Below are 20,515 nucleotides of genomic sequence, written 5' to 3' on the forward strand. Positions count from 1 at the left end.
GGCCCTAACGCCAGGCCCCGGGCTCGCTTCAGGCCGGTTTGCTCGACCCAGGCCGGTCCCCGGGACTGAACGCCCTCGGGAACCGGCCTGAGCTGAGCAAGAAGGGTGGGACGGGGGCGTCAGGCCTTGCCGTCGAACAGCTTGGTGACCGAGCCGTCCTCGAAGACCTCGCGGATGGCCTGGCTGATCAGCGGCGCGATCGACAGCTCGGTCAGCTTGTCGAAGTGGCGCTCGGCGGCGATGGGCAGCGTGTTGGTGACGATGACCTCGCGCACGGCGCAGTTCTTCAGCCGGTCCACGGCGGGACCGGACAGGATCGCGTGGGTGGCGGCGATGATGACGTCCGAGGCGCCGTCGGCGATGAGCGCGTCGGCCGCCTTGGTGATGGTGCCGGCGGTGTCGATCATGTCGTCGACGAGGATGCAGGTGCGGCCCTTGACCTCACCGACGACGCGGTTGGCCACCGTCTCGTTGGGACGGGTGATGTCGCGGGTCTTGTGGATGAACGCCAGCGGGGCCCCGCCGAGGCGGTCGGACCACTGCTCGGCGACCTTGATGCGCCCCGCGTCGGGGGACACCACCGCGAGCTGCTCCTGGCCGTACTTCTGGCGCACGTAGTCCGACAGGATCGGCAGCGCCATGAGGTGGTCGACCGGTCCGTCGAAGAAGCCCTGGATCTGGCTGGTGTGCAGGTCGACGCAGATGAGCCGGTCGGCGCCGGCCGTCTTGAACAGGTCGGCCATGAGGCGGGCCGAGATCGGCTCGCGGCCGCGGTGCTTCTTGTCCTGACGGGCATAGCCGTAGAAGGGCATGACCACGGTGATCCGCTTGGCCGAGGCGCGCTTGAGCGCGTCGACCATGATCAGGTGCTCCATGATCCACTCGTTCACCGGCGCCGTGTGGCTCTGGATGACGAAGGCGTCGGAGCCGCGGACCGACTCCTCGTAGCGGACGTAGATCTCGCTGTTGGCGAACTCGTAGGCCTGCATCGGCACGAGGTCGGTGCCGAGCTGGTAGGCGACCTCCTCGGCGAGCTGGCGGTGGGCCCGACCGGAGAAGACCATGAGGTTCTTCTCGGTGGTGCGCTTCAGACCGGTCATGAGGCGGGGGTCCCTTCGGGGGCGTCGGGGCGGTCGGTCGGGCTGGTGGCGGCCACCTGGGAGACGGCTGCCTCGGCAGCTGCCTCGGCGGCGGCTGCGGTGCGGGTGCCGGCGCGGGCCCGCGCGACCCACCCGGCGATGTTGCGCTGCCGGCCGCGGGCGACGGCAAGCTCGCCGGGCCAGACGTCGACGGTGACGGCCGAGCCGGCCGCGACGTAGCTGCCCGGGGCGATCGTGCGCGGGGCGACGATGACCGAGTTGGACCCGACGAAGCTGTGGTCACCGACCACAGTGGGGTACTTGTTCACCCCGTCGTAGTTGGCGAAGATCGTGCCGGCCCCGATGTTGGCGCCGGCACCGATCGTGGCGTCGCCGGCGTAGGTCAGGTGGGGGACCTTGCCGCCCTCGCCGATCGTGGTGTTCTTCGTCTCGACGAAGGTGCCGATCTTGCCCTTGGTGCCGAGCTCGGTGCCGGGGCGCAGGTAGGCGAACGGCCCGACGCTCGCGCCCTCGCCGATCACCGCGAGCGAGCCGTGGGTGCGCACGACGCTGGCGCCGTCGCGAACCTCCACGTCCTCCAGCGTGGTGTCCGGGCCGAGCGTGACGCCGGAGCCGATGGTGGTCGCGCCCTTGAGCTGGGTGCCGGGCTGGATCACGGTGTCGCGGCCGATGGTGACGTCGGCGTCCACCCACGTGCTCGACGGGTCGACGACGGTGACGCCCTCGCGCATCCACCCCTCGAGGATGCGGCGGTTGAGCTCGGCGCCGAGCCGGGCAAGCTGGACGCGGTCGTTGACGCCCTCGGTCTGCCACAGGTCGGCGACCAGGTGCGCGCTGACTTTCAGGCCCTCCCGCCGGGCGATGGCGAGCACGTCGGTGAGGTACTTCTCGCCCTGGGCGTTGTCGGTGCCCACCTCGGCCAGCGCCTTGCGCAGCACGGTGGCGTCGAAGGCGTAGAGGCCGGAGTTGATCTCGGTGATCGCCCGCTGCTCGGCCGTGGCGTCCTTCTGCTCGACGATGCCGGCGACCTCGCCGTGCTCGTCGCGCAGGATGCGGCCGTAGCCGTGCGGGTCCTCCAGCGTCGCGGTGATCACGGTGACCGCGCTGCCGCTGGCGTGGTGGACCTCGATCAGGTCGTGCAGCGTGGCCGCGGTCAGCAGCGGCACGTCGCCGTAGGTCACCAGCACGGTGCCCTCGAGGTCGGCGGGCAGCAGGTCCAGGGCGCACTCGGTGGCCCGGCCGGTGCCCGGCACCTCGTCCTGGTCGGCGATGACCGCCGCCGGGTCGACTTCCGCGACGTGGGCGGCGACACGGTCCCGCTCGTGCCGGACGACGACCGCGAGGTGGACGGGGTCGGTGCCGCGCGCAGCCGCGATGGCGTGACCCAGGAGGGTCCGCCCTGCGATGGGGTGCAGCACCTTGGGGGTGGCCGACTTCATGCGAGTGCCTTCGCCTGCGGCGAGGACGATGACGGCAGCCGGGCGGGAGGTAGTCACGCGGGTGGGCTCCAGAAGGTCGACGTCGGAGGCCGACAGCGCACCGAGGGTTCCCGGCCACGCTGCCGCCGCCATGCTACCCGCCGGTCACGCCCGGTTCACCGTCGCGGTCCCGGCCGGGGGCGCGCCCACGCACGGCCCGGCATACCGGCCCTGATCTGCGCCGACGCGCGCGTCCGGGCTCACAGCCGGGCGCTCGCCGGACTCGGGCCGGGCGTGCGACCGGGTTCAGTCGACGTCATCGCCATCTGGCAGCCGGTGCAGCCGCACCCGGCCGTCCTCGACCATCATCGTGGTCAGCGAGCCGCGCCCCACCGGGATGCGCCACTGCTCGCCCTCGGTGTGCTCCAGGGCGGCCACCACGAGCCGGATCATCACTGCGTGGGAGACCACGGCGACGTGCTCACCAGGGTGGCGCGAACCGATGAGCTGCAGGGCCGAGAGCATCCGCTCCTGGGCGTCGCGCAGCCGCTCGCCATTGGGGCACACGGCGCGCGAGGGCGACGTCTTGTACAGCCGGAACGCGACCGGGTCGTACATCTCGGCCTCCTGGGAGGTCATCCCCTCCCACGCGCCGTAGTCGACGTTGATGAGGCCGTGCATGATCCGGATGTCCGGCACCCCGGCCTCGTCGGCGATGATCTGCCCGGTGGCGATGGTGCGCCGCAGGCTGCCGGTGTAGACCGCGGCCAGGCCAACCTTGGACAGCTGGCGCGCCGCGTCCACCGCGTCCTGGTAGCCCTGCGCGTCGAGGGGGATGTCCCGGCGTCCGCGGTAACGGTTTTCCACGTTCATCGTCGTCGTGCCGTGGCGGACGACGTAGATCGTGCAGGTGCGGGTCGCGAGGGTCTCGGCGGTGGGGACAACCATGTCCTGGGACACGAGGGGCTCCTTGGGTGTTCAGCCGACGCCGTGCGTCAGCGGGTCCGGTGGTCGGGTCGGGGTTCGGTCAGCTCGTAGCCGTGCTCGAGCAGCGGCTTGGCGATGACGCGCTCGAGCTGCTCGACCTGGGCCTCGTTGAGGTCGCGGCGCCAGGCCTGTCCGCGGCTGGCCTGGAAGGAGTGCCGGGCGAACCCGGCTTCGTACTGCGGCGTCCACTCCAGACCGAGGAAGTCCAGGACGGCCTCCATCTGGCCGCGCGGGTCGGTCATGAAGTCCTCGAGGCGCACGTCGAGCCAGTGCCCGGCCGGTGCCTGCGCCCGGGCCTCCTTGATGGCGTCCATGAGCACCTTCCAGCCGAGGCCGGCGAGCACGACGAAGGAACGCCCCGACTCCTCCCACTCCTCGCGGTAGGCCTCCGGCAACGGGCCGAGATACCAGCGCTCCGGCCCCTGGTAGCCGTCCCACCAACCCATCTGTAGCCACGAGTTGGCGACCGCCCGGCCGTCGCGGATGACGTTGACGTACCTCGCCTCGGGGTACGCCGCGGACAGCAGGCCCGAGCGCGGCCACCCGGTGAGGTGGTGCATGAACATCGGCTTGCCCTGGGCCTCGATCCGGCTGTCGAAGAACTCGCGGATCCGCCCGACGAGCCAGGGCGTGGCGTCCGCGGCGGTCAGGTCACGCGTGGGCTGGGGGAAGATGCCGGACACCTGCCGCTCGAGCACCGACCAGCCCTCGGACGGCGCCACCCGCAGCCGGCCGCGCTCCAGCGCCCGACGACGGTCGCGGAACGGCCGCAGCGACGGGTCCCGCTCGTCGGACCTGGCGAACAGCGCGCTGTTCCAGCGGCCCTTGAGGTTGAGCCGGGAGAGCTTGTCGTCGACGTTGGACACGAAGCCGACGTCGGGGTGCCGCGCCACAAGCTCGGCGATCAACGTCGAGCCACAACGGCCGGTGCCCAGGACGAAGGTCAGCATCGGTCGGTCAAACCCCCTGGTGTCGAAGGAAGTCCGGGGGCGGGCGATCCGCGTTCCCCACCCCTCCATTGCACGGGGCACGCCCGGCCCGCAGATCCGGCGAAGGGGTGAGTCCGATGCCATGCAATCGCCCGTCCCGGGGTCGGGCGTTCGCCGCAATGGTGGGGCCGACCCGCTCGGCCGCGAGCCCAGGAGGGGGACCGGGGTCAGGGTCAGGTCGGCCGGAGACGCGTCCGGCGCCACACCTGAAGGAGAGCCACCATGCACGCAGCGATTGCCCTTGCCCTCACGGCTGCCCTGGCCCCCGCCGCCGCCGCCGACGGGGGCACCACCACGTTCGCGGACTGGGAGATGAACGACTCGTCGTCGTCGACGGTGTCCGACAGCGGGCCCAACCACCTGGACGGGACGATCAAGGGCGGCGTCACCTCGGACGGCGACGTGCTGACCTTCGACGGCACGTCGGGCCAGGTCGTCGTCAAGGGCGCCACCAAGGTGCCCATCGGCAGCAGGCCCGTGACGGTCTCGGCGCGGCTGCAGATCGACGACGTCCCCGGCACCGACGTGGGCGACTACGACATCGTCCGCGCCACGCCCGGCGGGACGTTCCGGCTGGAGGTCGTGGCCCGCAAGAAGCGCAGCATCGCCCAGGCCCTGTGCTTCTTCAACGGAAGCATCACCAAGGCCAACCTCGTGGCGGGCCCGAACCTCGACGACGACGCCTGGCACACCCTGGCGTGCACCAAGACGGACAACGCCGTCACCCTGACCGTCGACGGCAACCAGGTCAGCTCGAAGTCGGTGAAGGTCGGCAACATCACCCTGACCAAGGAGCCGATCTACATCGGGTCCAAGAACGGTGGCGACTGGTTCAAGGGCCAGCTCGACTGGGCCCGCATCGACCTGGGCTAGCCGCCCGCAGGGTCACGGTGGGCCGCGGGCCCACCTTCGCCGGCCGGTATGCCGTGTGGCTGCCGGCCGGTGGCGCGCCCGGACCGTGACCGGGTCGACCGGTCGTCGTCGTGGGCGCCGAGGAGCCGGTCGCGCGGCACGCGCTCGAGCCAGCTGCCGGCCAGCAATGAGGTGACGACGGCCAGCAGCACGAGCACGGCGTAGAAGGACTGGTTGATGATGCCGGCGCCGAAGACGACCGAGGCGAGCACGATCCCCGGACCACCACGCGCGTTCATGGCCACCGCGAGGTTGACCGCCGCCGCGGAGGGCTGACCCCCGAAGCGGGCGCCGGCATACACGCTGACCGCCTTCACCGCGCAGGCGAAGAGCAGGTAGGCGAGGAAGAACAACGGGTTGAAGCTGTGCAGCAGGTCCAGCTGCAGGCCCACGACCGCGAAGTAGATCGGGACGAAGAACGCGAACGCGAAGTCCTTGATCGCGACCGTGGCCCCCTCCTCCGCCGGGTTCGGCGCGGTCGTGGCCGAGCCGACGATGATCCCGGCGACGAAGGCACCGAAGAACGGCTGGATGCCGAGGAAGATGCACAGCAGGCAGGCCAGCAGGAGGAAGACGAGCTGGAAGGCGACCGGGCTGCGACGGCGGACCAGGTTGACCCGGGAGGCCGCGGTGGCCCGGTAGAGCGGGCGGCCGACGAGCAGGCTCAGCCCGAGCACACCGACCGTGGCGGCCGAGTGGTACGCGAAGTCCCACGACGAGCCGGGGACGACCCCGATGGCGCCGGGCAGCCCGAACAGCGCGCTGGAGGGCTCGGCGGCGGCACCGAGCGCCACGGCGAGCACGATGTAGAGCAGCACGTCCTCGACCACGGCCGCGCCGATCACGATGCGGGAGAACGGAGTTCCCAGGATCCCGAGGTCGAGCATGATGCGCGAGATGACCGGGATGCTGGTGACCGCCATGGCGATGCCGAAGACGAGCAGGAACGAGGTGTGGTTGCCCGCCGGGCCGTAGAACGTGCGCTCGGCGACGAACGGCAGCACGGCCAGCCCCGCCAGGAACGGCAGGACGGTGCCCGTGCCGAGGATCCACGCCACCGTGCGGCCCTCGCGGCGCCGAACCGCCGACCGCACCTCGATGCCGGAGCAGTACATCAGCAGCAGCAGCCCGAGCTGGTAGGTCGAGCCGAGCACGGTCGCGGTCGTCCCGTGTGCCGGGAACAGCCAGTGCTGCGCCGCCGGGGCCAGTGCGCCGAGGACCGTCGGGCCGAGCAGGAGCCCGCCGACGATCTCGCCGATCACGCGGGGCTGGCGCAGCCGGGCGAAGAGCTCCCCGACACCGTGCGCGGCGACAAGGATGACGACGAGCGCGAGCAGGATGTGGGCGACGTCCGCCGTGCCGAGCGCCATGCTGTTCCCCGTTCGCAGACCCGTCCGATGTCCCTTCGATTAGAGGGCCGTTCGGCGGTGCGGCCCTCGTCCACCCGTCGTACCGGTGAGGCAACCGGCCCCGCAGCCCTCATCGCCCGGATGCGGGAGCCGCACCTCGGGCATCTGGTGGAGGACCCGACGCCTGCGCCGGCCGCACCCGTTGTCGAATTCGCGGTGCCCGTTCGACATAGGGGTGTCAGGCTCACATTGACCCGGAAGGAGAAGACCATGGCTCAGTACGCCGTCCTGATCTACGCGGCGGACGCCGCGCACGGCGATAACGCGTCACCGGAGGAGCTCGAGGTGCACGAGCGTCACGCCCGGGAGCTGGAGGAGGCGGGCTGCATGACGGCCGCCTTCGCGCTGGAGTCGATCGCCACCGCCACGTCGATCCGCGGCGACGCGGTGACGGACGGCCCCTTCCTCGAGGGGAAGGAAGTGGTGGCCGGCTTCTACATCATCGAGGCGCCGGACCTGGACGAGGCCCTGAGGATCGCCGGCCGCAACCCGGTCACCCAGTACGGCGGTGGCGTCGAGGTCCGCCCCGTAGCCGGCAGCTTCGTGCGGGAGCCGGTCACGAGGTGAGTGGCCTCTCGCCCGCTGCCGTGGCGGCAGCTGTCGCTGACGCGCACCGTCGGGGTTGGGCCGTCGTGCTCGCCTCGACGGTGCGCGTCGCGCGCGACCTCGACCTGGCGGAGGAGTGCGTCCAGGAGGCGTACGCCTCGGCCCTGGCGGCCTGGCCCCGGGACGGCGTCCCGACCAGTCCCCTGGGCTGGCTGACCACCGCGGCGAAGCGCCGGGCCATCGACGCGACCCGGCGCGAGCAGGTCCTGCGCTCCAAGCTGCCACTCCTGGTGGAACCCGAGGAGCACCCGGCGCGCGAGGTGGAGGACCCGGCCGGGGTGTGGATGGACGGGACCGCCGACCGCATCACCGACGAGCGGCTCCGTCTGGTGTTCATGTGCTGCCACCCCGCACTGGCCCAGGAGGCCCAGCTCGCGCTGACCCTGAGGCTGGTGTGCGGGATCTCCACCGCGGACATCGCCCGGTCGCTCCTCGTGACCGAGACCACCATGAGCGCACGGCTGACCCGGGCCAAGAAGAAGATCTCGACCGCCCGGATCCCCTACCGGATGCCGACCCACGCCGAGCTCCCCGACCGGCTGCGCGGGGCGCTCGGGGTGATCCACCTCCTGTTCACCATGGGCCACACCGCGCCGTCGGGTGGCTCCCTGGTGCGCACGGACCTTGTGGAGCAGGCCGTGCACCTGTCCCGAATGCTTCGCGAGCTGATGCCCGACGACCGTGAGGTCCGCGGCCTGCTCGCCCTGCTGCTCGTCACCGATGCACGACGGAGCACCCGGGTCGACGACCAGGGACGGCTGGTGCGCCTCGCGGAGCAGGACCGGTCACGATGGGACCGGAAGGCAGTCGCCGAGGCACACGACCTCATCGTCGCGGGACTGCGCGCCGGGCCGCCTGGTCGCTACCTCCTCCAGGCGGCCATAGCCTCGCTGTATGCCGAGGCGGCCACCTTCGAGGAGACCGACTGGCCGCAGATCGTCCGCCTCTACGACCAGCTACTGTCGATCTGGCCATCCCCCGTGGTGGCCCTGAACCGCGCCGTGGCGGTGGCGGAGGTCTCCGGACCGGCGCAGGCCCTCGCCGAGGTCGAAGGCCTGGAAGGCACCGGCGCGCTGGAGTCCTACCAGTACCTCCATGCCATCAAGGCCGACCTGCTTGCCCGTCAGGGGCGCGCGGAGGAGGCGGCCGCCGCATACCGGCGGGCGCTCGAGCTGACGCGCAACGACGCCGAGCGGGCCTTCCTGGCCGAGCGCGCGGGCCTGGGAGCCTGACCCCCGCGGCAGCGCCTGGACGGTCAGCCGCGCAGCAGGCAGAACGGGTGGCCGGCCGGGTCCGCGAGGACCCGCCACCCGCGCGGGTCGACGTGCAGCAGCGTGGCCCCGAGGCCGACGACCTGCTCCTGGGCCCGGTCGAGGTCCGGGACGCCGAGGTCGAGGTGGACCTGCTGCGGGTGCTCGCCGTCGGGCCAGCGCGGCGGCCGGTGGTCGGCCACCCGCTGGAAGGCGAGCACCAGGCCGGCATCCGTGTGGAGCGTGGCGAAGTCGTCGTTGACCGCCCAGCGTCGGTCCGGGCGGTTGACCTCACCGCCGAGCAGCTCCCGGTAGAACCGCGCGAGCCCGGGCGCGTCCGGACAGTCCAGGACCACACACTGCAGGTTGCCGATCACCGCACTGTCCCCCTTCGACACGTCACGGGCCGGCACCCTACGGCAGCCGCGCTTCGACGTCGTGGCACCGGCGCGGGATCACGACCCGACCGGCGCATGCAGGCGGTCCAGCCCCGGAGCCGGGTGATCACCGGCCCCGGGTCGATCCCGTCCTCCGCCGCAACGAGCTGCAGCAGCGACTCCGCCTCCTCGGCGCAGGCGGCGCAGCCCGCGCACGTGAGGTCTCTGGTCAGGATCCACCTGCTGATGTGGTCGGTGCCGGCATGTGTCCTGTCGCAACCAGGTGGGCTCTGAGCCGCGTGCGGACGCCCTGGCCCTGGCGAGGGCCTACTCCGCGCGTCGGGGTGGTTCGGCCGCGGCGGGCTGAGCGGCGGCCTGCCCCGACGCGATGACGTCCTCGACCATGTCAGGGCTGACCAGGGCCCAGACGGTCTTGCCCTCCACGCCGTTGAGCACCGCTCCCCATTCGGCGCTCAGGGCGTCGATGAGGCGCAGGCCACGACCACCGGGACCGTGGAGGTCCTTCGTCCATCGGGGCAGGCTTGTCGAACCATCCGTGACGCTCAGGTGCAGCGTGTGCTTCCCCGGTTGCGAGAGCCGGACGATGAAGTCGGTGCGGGCGTGAAGGACCGCGTTGGTGGCCAGCTCGCTGAGAACGACCGCGGCGGCGTCGCCGACGGACTCGAGGCTCCACAGGTCGAGTGCCTCCCGCAGGAACCGCCGGGTGTGCGAGACGGAGACCGGCGCCGGGGGCCAGACGCGTTCAAGGGTTGGTGGTGACGTGTCGGTGGTCATGGTGCACCGCCGTAGATGGGTTCTGCGTCGGCCCCGCCGTGGACCACCGCGACGCGGTGGCCGTTCCCTGACCGGACTCTGACTACCTTCGACAGTACGCCAGTTGCGCCCTGGGCAGGAGTCGAAGCGTCCCGCGCGTCGGGGACCCCGAGCCCGGGTCTGGGGTCATGAGGTGTGTTGTGCGAACGTCGGCCAGCCACCGTCGGAGCCGAACCGCGCTGCCCGGTCGTGGGGGTTCACGTCACGCAGGCTGCGGCTGCTCCAGCCGGAGATGCTGGACGAGTCGGAACGCCAACCTGGCAGAGCACGACGCCGGGGTTGATGTTGTCGAGGCAGATGCTGGTCAGGATCGAGCTATCGGAGAGGTACACGGCCGCGGCGCCTGCCTGCCCACCGGCGGCCAGCGGCGCTCCATCTGGTCGACTGCGGCGTCCGGCAGTCGTTGGTCCACATCCACGTTGGACGACTCCTTGGTGTGGCCTTGCCGGAGCTAGGGGCGGGTGGCCTTGCCGTCGAGCCAGAGCGTGTCGGACTCGTCGCGGTGGGAACCCGTTGAGCCGACGTGCTTGGCGTCGATCTGGGGACCCTTCTTGATCACGTGGACCAGTGCCATCGCGTGGCCGTGGCCGAGGCCGTAGTCCTCCTTGAGCCAGGAGACGATCACACCGGCCTTGGTCGCGGGGTCGTCGTAGCCGCGCTGCTGTGCCAGCTCGATGAACTGACGCGGGGTGAGGCCGGTCTTGGCCTCGACGTTGTCGAGGTACGCCTGGAAGGACATGGGTGTGCGTTCTCCCCTTGGAACGTCGGCAGTGGGAGAGCGTCGGGTCGACCCGACCCCGATCGGCCGGTCCCGAAGCTCGTGGGGGGAACGTAAGGCATGGCACCGACGGGCGGCCACCGAGTTGCGGACAGCGATCCGCTGACCTGCGGCTTTGTGCTCCCCGGGTAGGAATCGAACCTACGTCGCTTGTCCTGATTCAAAGATCGAGGGGATCCGTCCACGAACGTCCTGAGCACCTTGCGCTGTGCTCAGGTCGCGGCAGTGCCGTCCACCGCTGTCCGGGCGGGTGCAGCGGTTGGTTAGCAAATCCGTTAGCAGTACGAGCCGGGCTCCTTTTGGTCGGGCCACGGCTAGAACTGAGACACGGTCGCCTCGCTGCTGGTCTGACGAACACGGACCAAGAAAATCTGCGTTGTAACGCTGCCGAAGTGGCAGCTGAACGCATCGCCCGCGCTCCTGGGTTCTTCCCTGGGCAGCTCGCCGGGGGCACAAGAATCGCGACTCTGGAACTCCCGCAGTGCCTCTTCGTAGGAGCTCACCTTGAATAGGACCGATCTCTCGCCACCACTGTCGCAGTCGGAGACAACCTGAGCGCCGGTAACGGTGCTGAAGTCCCGCGTAAGTGCCTGCTTAACCGCCCCGGTCGCGGCCCCACCGGCCTTGCTGCATGAGGCGGGTGCGCCGAGAGTGGCGCAGCCCCCGCAAGCAACCATCGCGGCACAGATCGCGGTCGCGATCAGGGATCGCCGCACAAGAAGCCTCTTGCGGTACCCCTCCGAGATCACCATGCCCGTACCTTGCCGCACTTCGCTCACTGGATGCATTAAGAATCCCGGAGAGAAGCGGTGCTGTGGCGTTCGAGTGGGCCGCGCGTGTTTGCGCATTGACCCGAACGTGGGTTGCCGGTTGGTGACCCGCTGCGATGCGGGTACGGGAGTCAGGTTCACGGGTTTGAGCAGCCGGCACCGTCGGCTCGGTGCAGCTGGAGCTACGGGTAGCCGGCCACGTGCGGGGCTCCGTCGTCGCCAGCGCTTGAGACGGTGAGCAGACGAGCAAGGTGAGGTCGGGCATGCCGACTGGATCGGGTGCCGTCTCTGTGTCCGGGCCGGGTAGCCCGTGAGCGCGTAGCGGTGGGGTGCGCGAGGACGGCGCGCCAGCGCCGCCCGCAGTGCGGGGTCCCACCGGCGAAGCGCGGAGGGCGTGGCCGGGCCGGGTTGGCGCGGCGGAGCCGCGCCCTTGATCTTCTAGAGGTCGGTTCGGCAGAGCAAGGAGACGAACCTCGGACAGCAACGCCCTGATCTGCCGATGAGCGGTCATCCGACGGGTCGGGCTGCAATGCTCTGTCCGTGCTGCCGTCAGACCACTCTCCGTATCGCGAACCGCTGGTCCTCATTGGGTACTGGTCGGTCGCGGACGGTGCTGACCAATGGCCGGACCCCGCCGACTGGATCGACCCGGCCTGGGATGAAACCGACCGCCTGGACCTCGCCCTGTACCTGTCGTACGGGCTCGTAGCCCGTGCCTTCATGGGCTATTCGCGATGCCGGATCTGCGGTGCACAGAACGGCAATCTGGAGTTGACGGACGGTGTGTTCGTCTGGCCCTTGGGTCTGGCGCACTACGTTCGGGACCACGCTGTGCGGCTCCCGGGCGAGTTCGTTGAGCACGTCGGGCGGATGGAGTCGCTGACGGACGGCTTGGTTGTCGATGACGGGTGGTGGCGTTCACGCGCCGCATCGCGCTGACATGCCGCGATGCGTGAAGTGTGTCTTTCCGCCGCCAGTCGGCACATCGGCCCCTTTTCGGATCGGCCGATTTCCGTGCGTGTTCGAAGGCAATCGATTTGCGTCGGAGAGTGCATCCTTGGCGGGTGGATGGCGAACCGTGGCTGACAACTAGGCGGCTCACGCTGCGGCGCCCCGGCTTCGGTGACGTTGATCGTGTGTTCGCGATTCACGGCAACCCCCTCACGTACCGTCACCACCCCAGCAGTCGTATGGCCAGCCCCGATCAAGCGTTTGGTCTGCTGGCTGCATGGACGGACCACTGGGAGGCCCACAACTTCGGGTACGCCAGTGTGCAACTCCGTGAAGGGGGCGCCCTGGTTGGCTTTGCAGGCGCCAAGAATCAGACGATCCTGGGCCAGTCCGTCCTGAACATGTACTACCGCTTCGATCCCGGCGCCTGGGGCCACGGCTACGCGACAGAGGCTGCGGTCGCGGTCGTTGGATGGTTGCGCGCTCACCATCCCGAGTTACCGGTCGTGGCCCGGGTCGCGACCAACAACCCGTCATCTATCCGCGTCGCTCAGAGAGCGGGGCTCATACTGCAAAGCGTCCACGACTCCGCTGATCCGGTCGCCCACTACCTGTACGCGTCAGCGCCACTTCGCCTGCCGTGACAGGCGTCCTGATCTGCCGCATGCCGGGGAATCGCGTCGCGTCTGGGGTCGAAGCCGTGGCAGTCTTGGATTGAACCCGCGCTAGGCGAGGGGCTGCCGCCCGGCTTCTCGTCCGCCTTTTGGAGAGGGAGCCTGCCCGTTCAAGCCGGGCCGGGAGGGCCTCACGTCCGCTTATGCCGCACATAGCGCACTGCCAGAGTGGCAGCCCGCCCCAGAAGGTCACACCTCACGAAACCGTCTGTGCCTCGATCCACGCGGCGTAGTCGGGGTTCGCTGAGACGAACGGCAGAGCTACGACACACGGCACCTTGTAGGGGTGCTCCTTGTTCGCTCGGTCGACGATGGCGGGCACCAGATCCGCTCGGGTGTGGATCGCTAAGCGTGCCTCCGAGCGGTCGTTGATCTCCCCATCCCACCGGTAGACGGAGCGGATGCGCTCGATCTCGTGGGCGCCAGCACAAAGCCGGTCCTCGACGAGTCGACGAGCGAATCCGGCGAGCCACTCGGCATCGGGCGCGGTGATCACGACTTCCACGAGGTCGGTCACTGCGCGTCCTTTCCGGTCACGACGAGGCTGCGCACCTCGTCCTCGGAGTGGGCCATGGCGCCCAGGCCGGTGATGACCTTGCCGTCATGGCTCAGGCCGACCCATCTGCCGCTCATCTGCTGACCATGCGGGTGCAGGACGAAGTACATCGTGCCCTTCGACCGCACAGACGCCTCAGCAGCGGCATACCAGCCCATCAGGATTTCGTTGTCCCAGAGGCGCAGCTCGCCCTTCCAGTGGTAGCCGCCATCCTCGACCGCGATGCCTCGGGTCGTGGTCTCGACCTGGATGAAGTCACCGTCCTGCCTGAGGCTCACCTCCTGGGCTGTGATGACCTCTTCACCGTCCTTGTACGTCTGCCAGCTCGCCCACCACGTCCCAGACAGATTCAGCTCCGGAGTCGGCGCCCCCGCCAGCTCGCTCACGGAGATGTCGAGGGCCTTGGCGATCGCCACCGCCACCGACAACAAGGGCTGCTGCTCGCCGGACTCATACCGCCGGATCTGCCGCGCGTCGACTCCGGCCGCGGCCGCGAGTTGCGCTTGAGACAGCCCCAGCTCTGTGCGCCGGCGCTTCAGGACGTCATGCATGTTCACCCGCCCATTGTGGGGTGACTGTCCGTAATTTCCCAGCCTCATTAGTCCGATTGGGACGTAGAAGTCCTTGACTCACGCCTCGTCACACCTCAACATGGGACGTACTAGTCCAAATGGGACTTAGTAGTCCGTAGGTTCTTGGAGGCCAAGCAATGACTTCGTACGCGGTGGACAGCAAGCGGCAGGCGATGCGGGCGACCGGCATCGTGCAGGAGGTCCGCGAGTGGGAGGAGCGGGACGGCAAGCGTCGCCCCTCGGAGATGCAGGCCCGGGACGAGGCCACGGGGATGCCGCTGTGGTCGGTCGAGGTGATCTACCGGCAGTCGGCCTGGGGCCGGGAGTCGAACACCACCGGGCAGGTGACCGTCGGGGCGCCGCAGCTGCCGGTGGTGGCCGAGTTCTCCCCGGTGGAGTTCGTGGACCTGCGGGTGGAGGTCCGGGTGAACAAGTCCGGCGGGCTGGTCGAGTCCTGGTCTGCGGAGCGGATCGCCGACGGCAAGGTCGCCGGCGGCCAGCAGAAGGCTGCGTGATGGTTCCCAACCTCGCGGCGGCTCGGGTGTCCTTCGTGGATGCCCGGGCCGTTGCTGCGTTGCTTGCCTGCACCCTTCGGAGGGTCTGGGCCGTGGGGCGGGCCGCGTTGGTGTGGGTGCTGGGTCACCTTCGCTGGGTCCTCGCCCTCGCTGGGGTAGCGCTTGTGCTGCGACTGATCGGCAACGCGGTCGGATGCCGGGAGGCGCTGGCCCTGGCCGTTGCCCCGGCTCTCGTCTCGGGTGTGTGGGTGACGACGTCCCCGCAGACCTACGAGCGGTTCTGCGCCGGTCCGGCCCGCCGGGCACGGTGGCGTCGATGGGCCCGCAAGTCCTGGGCGGACCTGTGCCGGGGCTGCGGCCTCTCGGCGTCCCGCACCACCAAGTCCCGCACCGTCGGCCTGGTGCCCAAGGAGGGCAAGCGGTTCGCCGCGTCCCAGTCGCAGACGGTCACCGTGTGGACCCATCCGACCCTCATGGACGTGACCACCTCCGGCGACCTGCTCCGACTCATGGTCCGCACCCGCACGGGGCAGACGGTCGCGGACCTCGAGGCCGCTGCCGCTCCGTTCGCCGCTGCCGCAGGGGCGCGAGCGTTCCGCTGCATCCACATGACCCCCTCGGCCGTCGAGATCGTCCTAGTCATGCGCGACGCGTTGACCGAGGTCCGCGAGGCCGGGATGACCGGCGAGGTGTCCGTCAACGCCGTTTCGCTCGGGCGGCGTCAGGACGGCACCCCGTGGCACCTGAGCGTGACCGGGCGGCACACACTCGTCGTCGGATGCTCCGGCTCCGGCAAGGGCTCCATCTTCTGGGGCGTCTGCGCCGGCCTCGCCCCGGCCGTCCGCGCTGGCGTCGTGCAGCTGTGGGGCGTAGACCTCAAGCGCGGGGTCGAGGTCGGCATCGGCAAGCCGATGTTCTCCGCCGTCGCCACCGACCCGGCATCGGCGGTGCAGCTGCTGACCCGGCTGCTCGCGGTGCTGGAGGAGCGCGGGCACCGGATGGCCGGTCGGACCCGGCTGCACCAGCCGACGCAGGCCGAGCCGTTGCACGTCCTGGCCATTGACGAGCTAGCCGTGCTGACCGCCTACACCGACCCGGAGACCAAGAAGGAGGCCTCCCGGCTGCTGGCCGAGATCCTGACCCAAGGTCGCGCGCTGGGTGTCGTCGTCCTGGCGTGCGTGCAGGACCCGCGCAAGGAGGTCGTCGGCCTCCGCGGCCTGTTCACCCAGACCATCGCCCTCCGCCTCCGCTCGGCCGACGAGACCCGGATGGTCTTGGGCGAGGGGACGGCCACCATCGCCCCATCGCACCGGATCAGCCCGGCTGTGCCCGGCACCGCGTGGGTCGTCGACGAGGACGGCTCGACCGACCGGGTCCGGGCCGACTGGTGGTCCGATCAGCTGGTGCGACAGGTCGCGACCAGCCATCCGGCGCCCATGGTCGAGGACCTCACCACACCCGCCGAGTCGCCTGCGCAGGCTTCGACCCGCGCACGTCCTCCCCGGTCGCGTCGGACTCGTGTCTCCGAGGTGGCCTGAGCATGCTCGCACCCGATGGCGCCCCGGTCACCACCGACATGGCCCGCGCCCTCGCCGAGCACGAGGGCGTGTGTATCCGCCCCGTCCTGCGCCGGGTCACCGACCGCGCCACCGGGGACACCACCACCGTGCCGATCCCCTGCGGCTCGACCCGGGAGAAGGTCTGCGCCCCGTGTGCGGCCAAGGCCCGCCGGCTGCGGATGCACCAGTGCCTCGAAGGCTGGCACCTCACCGAGGACCCCACCCCCGGCCAGTCGCCCGAGGACGACGTCACCGAGGACCCCGACGACACGGACGAGGAGAGCCCGGACCCGAACGTCAGCGACCGCCGGTCCCGGTCCACCCGACGCCGGCAGGACACCCCTGACCTGCCCCGGGCCCCGATGGACCAGCGCACCACCGGCCGCTCCTTCACCACCCCCGAGGGCAAGACCTACCAGCCCTCGATGTTCCTCACCCTGACCCTGCCCTCCTACGGCAAGGTCATCCCCGGCACCGGCGTCCCGGTCAACCCCGAGACCTACGACTACCGCCGGGCCGCCTTGGACGCGCTGCACTTCGCCAAGCTCGTCGACCGGTTCTGGCAGAACCTGCGCCGCTGCGCCGGGTACAAGGTGCAGTACTTCTCCGCGATCGAAGCCCAACGCCGCCTCGCCGCCCACCTGCACGCCGCCCTGCGCGGCGCGATCCCGCGGGCCACCCTCAAGGCCGTCACCCGCGCCACCTACCACCAGCTCTGGTGGCCCTCCTTCGACGAGCCCGTCTACACCGAGCGGCTGCCGGTCTGGGACCCCGCCACCGGGGACTACCGCGACCCCGACACCGGTATCGCCCTGCGCACCTGGGGGCAGGCCCTGGACGACCTCGACGCCGACCCCGACGCCAAGCCCGCGCACGTGGTCCGCTTCGGCAAGCAGGTCGACATCAAGGGCCTGCTCGGCGGCACCCTCGACAGCGACCGCGCCGTGCGCTACCTGTGCAAGTACCTGACCAAGTCCGTCGCCGACACCTGGACCGGCACCAAGGACACCGAGCCCGACCCGGCCTACGAGGCGCACATCGACCGCCTGCACGAGCACGTGCGCTGGCTGCCCTGCACCCCGACCTGCGCGAACTGGCTGCGCTACGGCATCCAACCCGACGAGCCCGGCCCGGGCCTGGTGCCCGGGCACTGCACCGGCAAGGCCCACGAGCGGGACAACCTCGGCCTCGGCGGCCGCCGCGTGCTGGTCTCCCGCCAGTGGTCCGGCAAGACCTTGACCCAGCACCGCGTCGACCGCGCCGAAGTCGTCCGCCAAGTCCTGTCAGCCGCCGGCATCGAGGCCCCCGAAGCCCGCCGCTGCGCCGCGGACGTCCTCGACACCGACGGCCTGCCCCGCTTCGTCTGGGAAGACACCCCCGCCACCGAACGGGACTACACCGCCGCCGTCATCACCTCCATCCGGCAAGCCCGTCGATGGCGCGCCCAGTACCAGCACGCCAAGACCATCCGCGACGGGAGCGACCCGCCTGTGGAAACCAATTCGGCAACCAACCAACCGGCCACCGACCCGGCGGCCTGACGACAGGGGAAGACATGGAAGACAAGCTGCTCTACAGGGTCACCGAGGTGGCCGAGTACCTGAGCCTCAGCCGGTCGAAGGTCTACGAGCTCGTGCGTGCAGGGGTTCTGCCGTCGGTTCGGATCGACGGGTCGCGGCGTGTCCGAGGAGACGACGTGCTCGCCTACGTGGAGTCCCTGCGGCGGGCCGCCTGATGAATGCCCTTCGCGACGGGGTCATCCGGCGAGGCAACTCCTGGTCGTACGTGATCCGGGTGACCGACGCCTCGGGAGCCAACAAGCCCAAGTGGGTCGGCGGCTTCCGCACCGAGGCAGACGCCAAGGGCGCCCGGGACGCGGCACGTGTGGCAGCCCGCCGTGGTGAGTACGTCGACCGCAGTCGCATGACGGTGGAGGAGTACCTGACCCAGTGGCTCACGGCCCACGCACTGGAGGTCAAGCCGAAGACCCATGAGGACTACCGGATGCTGATGGCGTCCTACGTGCTCCCACACATCGGCCGGCTGCAGCTGCAGAGCCTTCGGCCGAGCACCATCAGTGCGCTCTACCAGACCCTGCTCACACGTGGCGGGCGCAACGGCCGGCCCTTGTCTACCCGGACCGTCGGCTACGTCCATGCCGTGTTGCGGAAGGCACTCAACGACGCCGTGAGGACCGACCAGATCCTCGCGAGCAACCCCGCCGAACGGGCCAAGCGGCCCAAGGCAACCCAGGCCCAGCCCATTCACGACCTGTGGGACGCCGCACAGCTGCGCCAGTTCCTCGAGGCGGTGTCGACGCATCGGCTCTACCCGTTCTTCCGGCTGGCCGCCTTCACGGGTGCCCGTCGCGGCGAGCTGCTGCACCTGCGCTGGGCAGACCTCCACCTCGCTGCCGACCCCCACGTCCGCATCCTCGGGTCAGCAACGATGGTGGCCGGACACCGGATCGAGGGGTCGACGAAGAGCGGTCGGACTCGCATCGTCGGGGTGGACGAGGGCACTGCCCAGGTGATGCGCGAGCACGCCGAGCGCCAGTCGAAGGAACGCGAACGAGCAGGCGCCTCCTGGCATGAGAGCGGCCACGTCTTCCGCATGGAGGCGGGCACTCCCCTGTTCCCGGACGTGGCAGGCGGGCTCATGCGGCGCACGATCCGCAACTACAGCAAGGCCCACCCAGACTCTCCACTGCCACCGATGCGGCTGCATGACCTGCGCCACATCCACGCCACGCTGCTGCTCAAGGCCGGTGTGCCCGTGCACGTCGTGGCTGCACGCCTGGGGCACGTCGACCCAGCAATCACGCTGCGTGTCTACGCCCACGTGTTGCGGGATCAGGCGAGTGCCGTGGCCCAGATCTTCGCCTCCACGATCGAGTTTCCGGGCCCGGAGGACCCCACGTGTTAGCACTGGCGTTAGCAACGGCCCCGGAGCACGGAGAAGCCGCAGGCAGTGATGACTCGCTGACCTGCGGCTTTGTGCTCCCCGGGTAGGAATCGAACCTACGTCGCTTGTCCTGATTCAAAGTCAGGCGGGCCCTGCCAGCAGACCAACCGGGGAACGTCCCCGAAGAGGACGCGCTCAGGGTAGCGGCCACCCGGCATACGGGAGGAATCGCGCACGACCGCCCCCGACCGAACAGCCGCCGCCGGCCCGCAGGGCTGGTCAACCTACGCAATCGTAGGTTACGTTGGCGTAAGTTGTTCTCGACGGAAGGCCCCGTGCCATGACCACTTTCGCACCCGAGCCCACGCGGCTCACGGACCCGCCCGCCGCCATCCCAAGCACCACCCCGAGCGCCCCGAGCACCCCACCCTTCGAGCACAAGGGCACCGGCGAGCAGGTCGCCCTGGGCTTCTTCATCGTCGTCCCGTTCCTGGCCCTCCTGGCCGCCGTCCCCATCGCCTGGGGCTGGGGCCTGGGCTGGAGGGACCTGGTCCTCGCGTTCGTCATGTACGCCATCGCGGGCCACGGCATCACCGTCGGCTTCCACCGCTACTTCACGCACGGCTCGTTCAAGGCCAAGCGCTGGCTGCGGGTGACCCTCGCCATCGCCGGGTCGCTGGCCATCGAGGGCCCGGTCATCCGCTGGGTCGCCGATCACCGCCGCCACCACGCGTTCTCCGACCGCGAGGGCGACCCGCACTCCCCCTGGCGCTACGGCGAGACCCTCCCGGCACTCATCAAGGGCCTGTGGTGGGCCCACATGGGCTGGCTCTTCGACACCGAGCAGACGCCGCGCAGCAAGTACGCCCCCGACCTCATGGCCGACAAGGACATGCAGCGTGTCGAGCGTGCGTTCCCCGCACTGGTCGTCGTCTCGATGCTGCTGCCGGCGCTCCTCGGCGGCTTGCTGTCGATGTCCTGGCAGGGCGCGGTCACCGCGTTCTTCTGGGCCTCCCTGGTCCGCGTCGGCCTGCTGCACCACGTGACGTGGTCGATCAACTCCATCTGCCACGCCATCGGCGAGCGACCCTTCGTCTCGCGCGACAAGTCCGGCAACGTGTGGTGGCTGGCCCTGCTGTCCATGGGCGAGTCGTGGCACAACCTGCACCACGCCGACCCCACCTGCGCCCGCCACGGCGTCGAGAAGGGCCAGATCGACTCCAGCGCCCGCATCATCTGGCTGTTCGAGAAGACCGGCCAGGCGTGGGACGTGCGCTGGCCCAAGCAGTCCCGGCTCGACGCGCGCCGCGTCGCGGCGTGACCCCGGCGGCGCCGGCCCCCCCGCGACAGCGCC

At 70.2% G+C, this 20,515-nt stretch carries 21 protein-coding genes and 1 tRNA gene; 11 read left to right on the plus strand and 11 right to left on the minus strand.

Annotated elements, in window-relative coordinates:
• Window positions 1-119: 119 nt before the first annotated feature.
• The 4 genes from ACXVGS_RS05200 to ACXVGS_RS05215 all read right to left on the minus strand — a co-directional run bounded on the left by ACXVGS_RS05200 (window position 120) and on the right by ACXVGS_RS05215 (window position 4,455).
• A complete protein-coding gene (locus ACXVGS_RS05200; RefSeq protein ID WP_141787120.1) occupies window positions 120-1,100 on the minus strand; it encodes a ribose-phosphate diphosphokinase in 981 nt (326 codons plus the stop codon).
• A complete protein-coding gene (gene glmU / locus ACXVGS_RS05205) occupies window positions 1,097-2,596 on the minus strand; it encodes a bifunctional UDP-N-acetylglucosamine diphosphorylase/glucosamine-1-phosphate N-acetyltransferase GlmU (protein WP_458532034.1) in 1,500 nt (499 codons plus the stop codon). The genes ACXVGS_RS05200 and glmU overlap by 4 nt, the downstream gene beginning before the upstream one ends.
• A 228-nt stretch (window positions 2,597-2,824) precedes the next feature.
• Complete coding sequence (locus ACXVGS_RS05210; RefSeq protein WP_458527951.1) at window positions 2,825-3,478, minus strand: histidine phosphatase family protein; 654 nt, start codon at window positions 3,476-3,478, stop codon at window positions 2,825-2,827.
• Window positions 3,479-3,513: 35 nt separating this feature from the next.
• Window positions 3,514-4,455, minus strand: a complete 942-nt coding sequence (locus ACXVGS_RS05215; RefSeq protein ID WP_458527950.1) for a sulfotransferase family protein — start codon at window positions 4,453-4,455, stop codon at window positions 3,514-3,516.
• Between the two features lie 261 nt (window positions 4,456-4,716).
• Here ACXVGS_RS05215 and ACXVGS_RS05220 point away from each other — a divergent pair, with 261 nt between their 5' ends.
• Window positions 4,717-5,367, plus strand: coding sequence for a LamG-like jellyroll fold domain-containing protein (locus ACXVGS_RS05220; RefSeq protein ID WP_458536707.1), 651 nt, complete (start codon window positions 4,717-4,719; stop codon window positions 5,365-5,367).
• Here ACXVGS_RS05220 and ACXVGS_RS05225 read toward each other — a convergent pair.
• A complete protein-coding gene (locus ACXVGS_RS05225) occupies window positions 5,364-6,776 on the minus strand; it encodes a cation:proton antiporter (protein ID WP_458527948.1) in 1,413 nt (470 codons plus the stop codon). The two genes, ACXVGS_RS05220 and ACXVGS_RS05225, sit on opposite strands and share 4 nt — an antisense overlap.
• Window positions 6,777-7,025: 249 nt before the next feature.
• On the opposite strand from ACXVGS_RS05225, the gene ACXVGS_RS05230 reads away from it, so the two are divergent.
• Entirely contained in the window at window positions 7,026-7,382 is a 357-nt protein-coding gene (locus tag ACXVGS_RS05230) for a YciI family protein (protein WP_458536708.1), read from the plus strand.
• Window positions 7,383-7,447: 65 nt separating this feature from the next.
• Window positions 7,448-8,653 carry an RNA polymerase sigma factor gene (locus ACXVGS_RS05235; protein ID WP_458534223.1) on the plus strand — a complete coding sequence of 402 codons (1,206 nt, stop codon included), beginning with the start codon at window positions 7,448-7,450 and terminating at the stop codon, window positions 8,651-8,653.
• A gap of 23 nt (window positions 8,654-8,676) precedes the next feature.
• Here the strand turns inward: ACXVGS_RS05235 and ACXVGS_RS05240 are convergent, their stop codons facing one another.
• The 3 genes from ACXVGS_RS05240 to ACXVGS_RS05250 all read right to left on the minus strand — a co-directional run bounded on the left by ACXVGS_RS05240 (window position 8,677) and on the right by ACXVGS_RS05250 (window position 10,621).
• Window positions 8,677-9,069: a VOC family protein gene (locus ACXVGS_RS05240; RefSeq protein ID WP_458536709.1), complete on the minus strand. Its 393-nt coding sequence runs from the start codon at window positions 9,067-9,069 to the stop codon at window positions 8,677-8,679.
• Window positions 9,070-9,375: 306 nt separating this feature from the next.
• Entirely contained in the window at window positions 9,376-9,843 is a 468-nt protein-coding gene (locus tag ACXVGS_RS05245; RefSeq protein ID WP_458532787.1) for an ATP-binding protein, read from the minus strand.
• Between the two features lie 490 nt (window positions 9,844-10,333).
• Entirely contained in the window at window positions 10,334-10,621 is a 288-nt protein-coding gene (locus ACXVGS_RS05250; protein ID WP_458527943.1) for a DUF4287 domain-containing protein, read from the minus strand.
• Window positions 10,622-11,970: 1,349 nt separating this feature from the next.
• Here ACXVGS_RS05250 and ACXVGS_RS05255 point away from each other — a divergent pair.
• Window positions 11,971-12,369, plus strand: coding sequence for a hypothetical protein (locus tag ACXVGS_RS05255; protein WP_458527942.1), 399 nt, complete (start codon window positions 11,971-11,973; stop codon window positions 12,367-12,369).
• Window positions 12,370-12,494: 125 nt separating this feature from the next.
• Entirely contained in the window at window positions 12,495-13,025 is a 531-nt protein-coding gene (locus tag ACXVGS_RS05260) for a GNAT family N-acetyltransferase (protein ID WP_458527941.1), read from the plus strand.
• Window positions 13,026-13,251: 226 nt separating this feature from the next.
• On the opposite strand, the gene cutA is transcribed toward ACXVGS_RS05260, so the two are convergent.
• Together cutA and ACXVGS_RS05270 are read right to left on the minus strand one after the other, a co-directional pair.
• The gene (gene cutA / locus ACXVGS_RS05265; protein ID WP_458527940.1) at window positions 13,252-13,572 is read right to left on the minus strand and encodes a divalent-cation tolerance protein CutA; all 321 of its coding nucleotides are present in this window, start codon (window positions 13,570-13,572) and stop codon (window positions 13,252-13,254) included.
• Window positions 13,569-14,162, minus strand: a complete 594-nt coding sequence (locus ACXVGS_RS05270; RefSeq protein ID WP_458528007.1) for a helix-turn-helix domain-containing protein — start codon at window positions 14,160-14,162, stop codon at window positions 13,569-13,571. The genes cutA and ACXVGS_RS05270 overlap by 4 nt, the downstream gene beginning before the upstream one ends.
• A gap of 158 nt (window positions 14,163-14,320) precedes the next feature.
• Here ACXVGS_RS05270 and ACXVGS_RS05275 point away from each other — a divergent pair, with 158 nt between their 5' ends.
• The 5 genes from ACXVGS_RS05275 (at window position 14,321) to ACXVGS_RS05295 (ending at window position 19,182) form a co-directional block, all read left to right on the plus strand.
• Complete coding sequence (locus tag ACXVGS_RS05275) at window positions 14,321-14,698, plus strand: hypothetical protein (protein ID WP_458527939.1); 378 nt, start codon at window positions 14,321-14,323, stop codon at window positions 14,696-14,698.
• Between the two features lie 164 nt (window positions 14,699-14,862).
• Window positions 14,863-16,236 (plus strand): FtsK/SpoIIIE domain-containing protein, encoded by a 1,374-nt coding sequence (locus ACXVGS_RS05280; protein ID WP_458527938.1) that lies wholly within the window; start codon window positions 14,863-14,865, stop codon window positions 16,234-16,236.
• A 2-nt stretch (window positions 16,237-16,238) separates the two neighbouring features.
• Window positions 16,239-17,798 carry a replication initiator gene (locus ACXVGS_RS05285; RefSeq protein WP_458527937.1) on the plus strand — a complete coding sequence of 520 codons (1,560 nt, stop codon included), beginning with the start codon at window positions 16,239-16,241 and terminating at the stop codon, window positions 17,796-17,798.
• Window positions 17,799-17,812: 14 nt separating this feature from the next.
• Window positions 17,813-17,992 (plus strand): helix-turn-helix domain-containing protein, encoded by a 180-nt coding sequence (locus tag ACXVGS_RS05290; RefSeq protein ID WP_458527936.1) that lies wholly within the window; start codon window positions 17,813-17,815, stop codon window positions 17,990-17,992.
• A complete protein-coding gene (locus ACXVGS_RS05295) occupies window positions 17,992-19,182 on the plus strand; it encodes a tyrosine-type recombinase/integrase (RefSeq protein WP_458536710.1) in 1,191 nt (396 codons plus the stop codon). The genes ACXVGS_RS05290 and ACXVGS_RS05295 overlap by 1 nt, the downstream gene beginning before the upstream one ends.
• A 74-nt stretch (window positions 19,183-19,256) precedes the next feature.
• Here ACXVGS_RS05295 and ACXVGS_RS05300 read toward each other — a convergent pair.
• A tRNA-Gln gene (locus tag ACXVGS_RS05300) sits at window positions 19,257-19,335 on the minus strand.
• A gap of 166 nt (window positions 19,336-19,501) precedes the next feature.
• On the opposite strand from ACXVGS_RS05300, the gene ACXVGS_RS05305 reads away from it, so the two are divergent.
• Entirely contained in the window at window positions 19,502-20,482 is a 981-nt protein-coding gene (locus ACXVGS_RS05305) for an acyl-CoA desaturase (protein WP_458530404.1), read from the plus strand.
• The last annotated feature ends 33 nt before the right edge of the window (window positions 20,483-20,515 follow it).

It is taken from the genome of Oryzihumus sp., assembly GCF_054325275.1.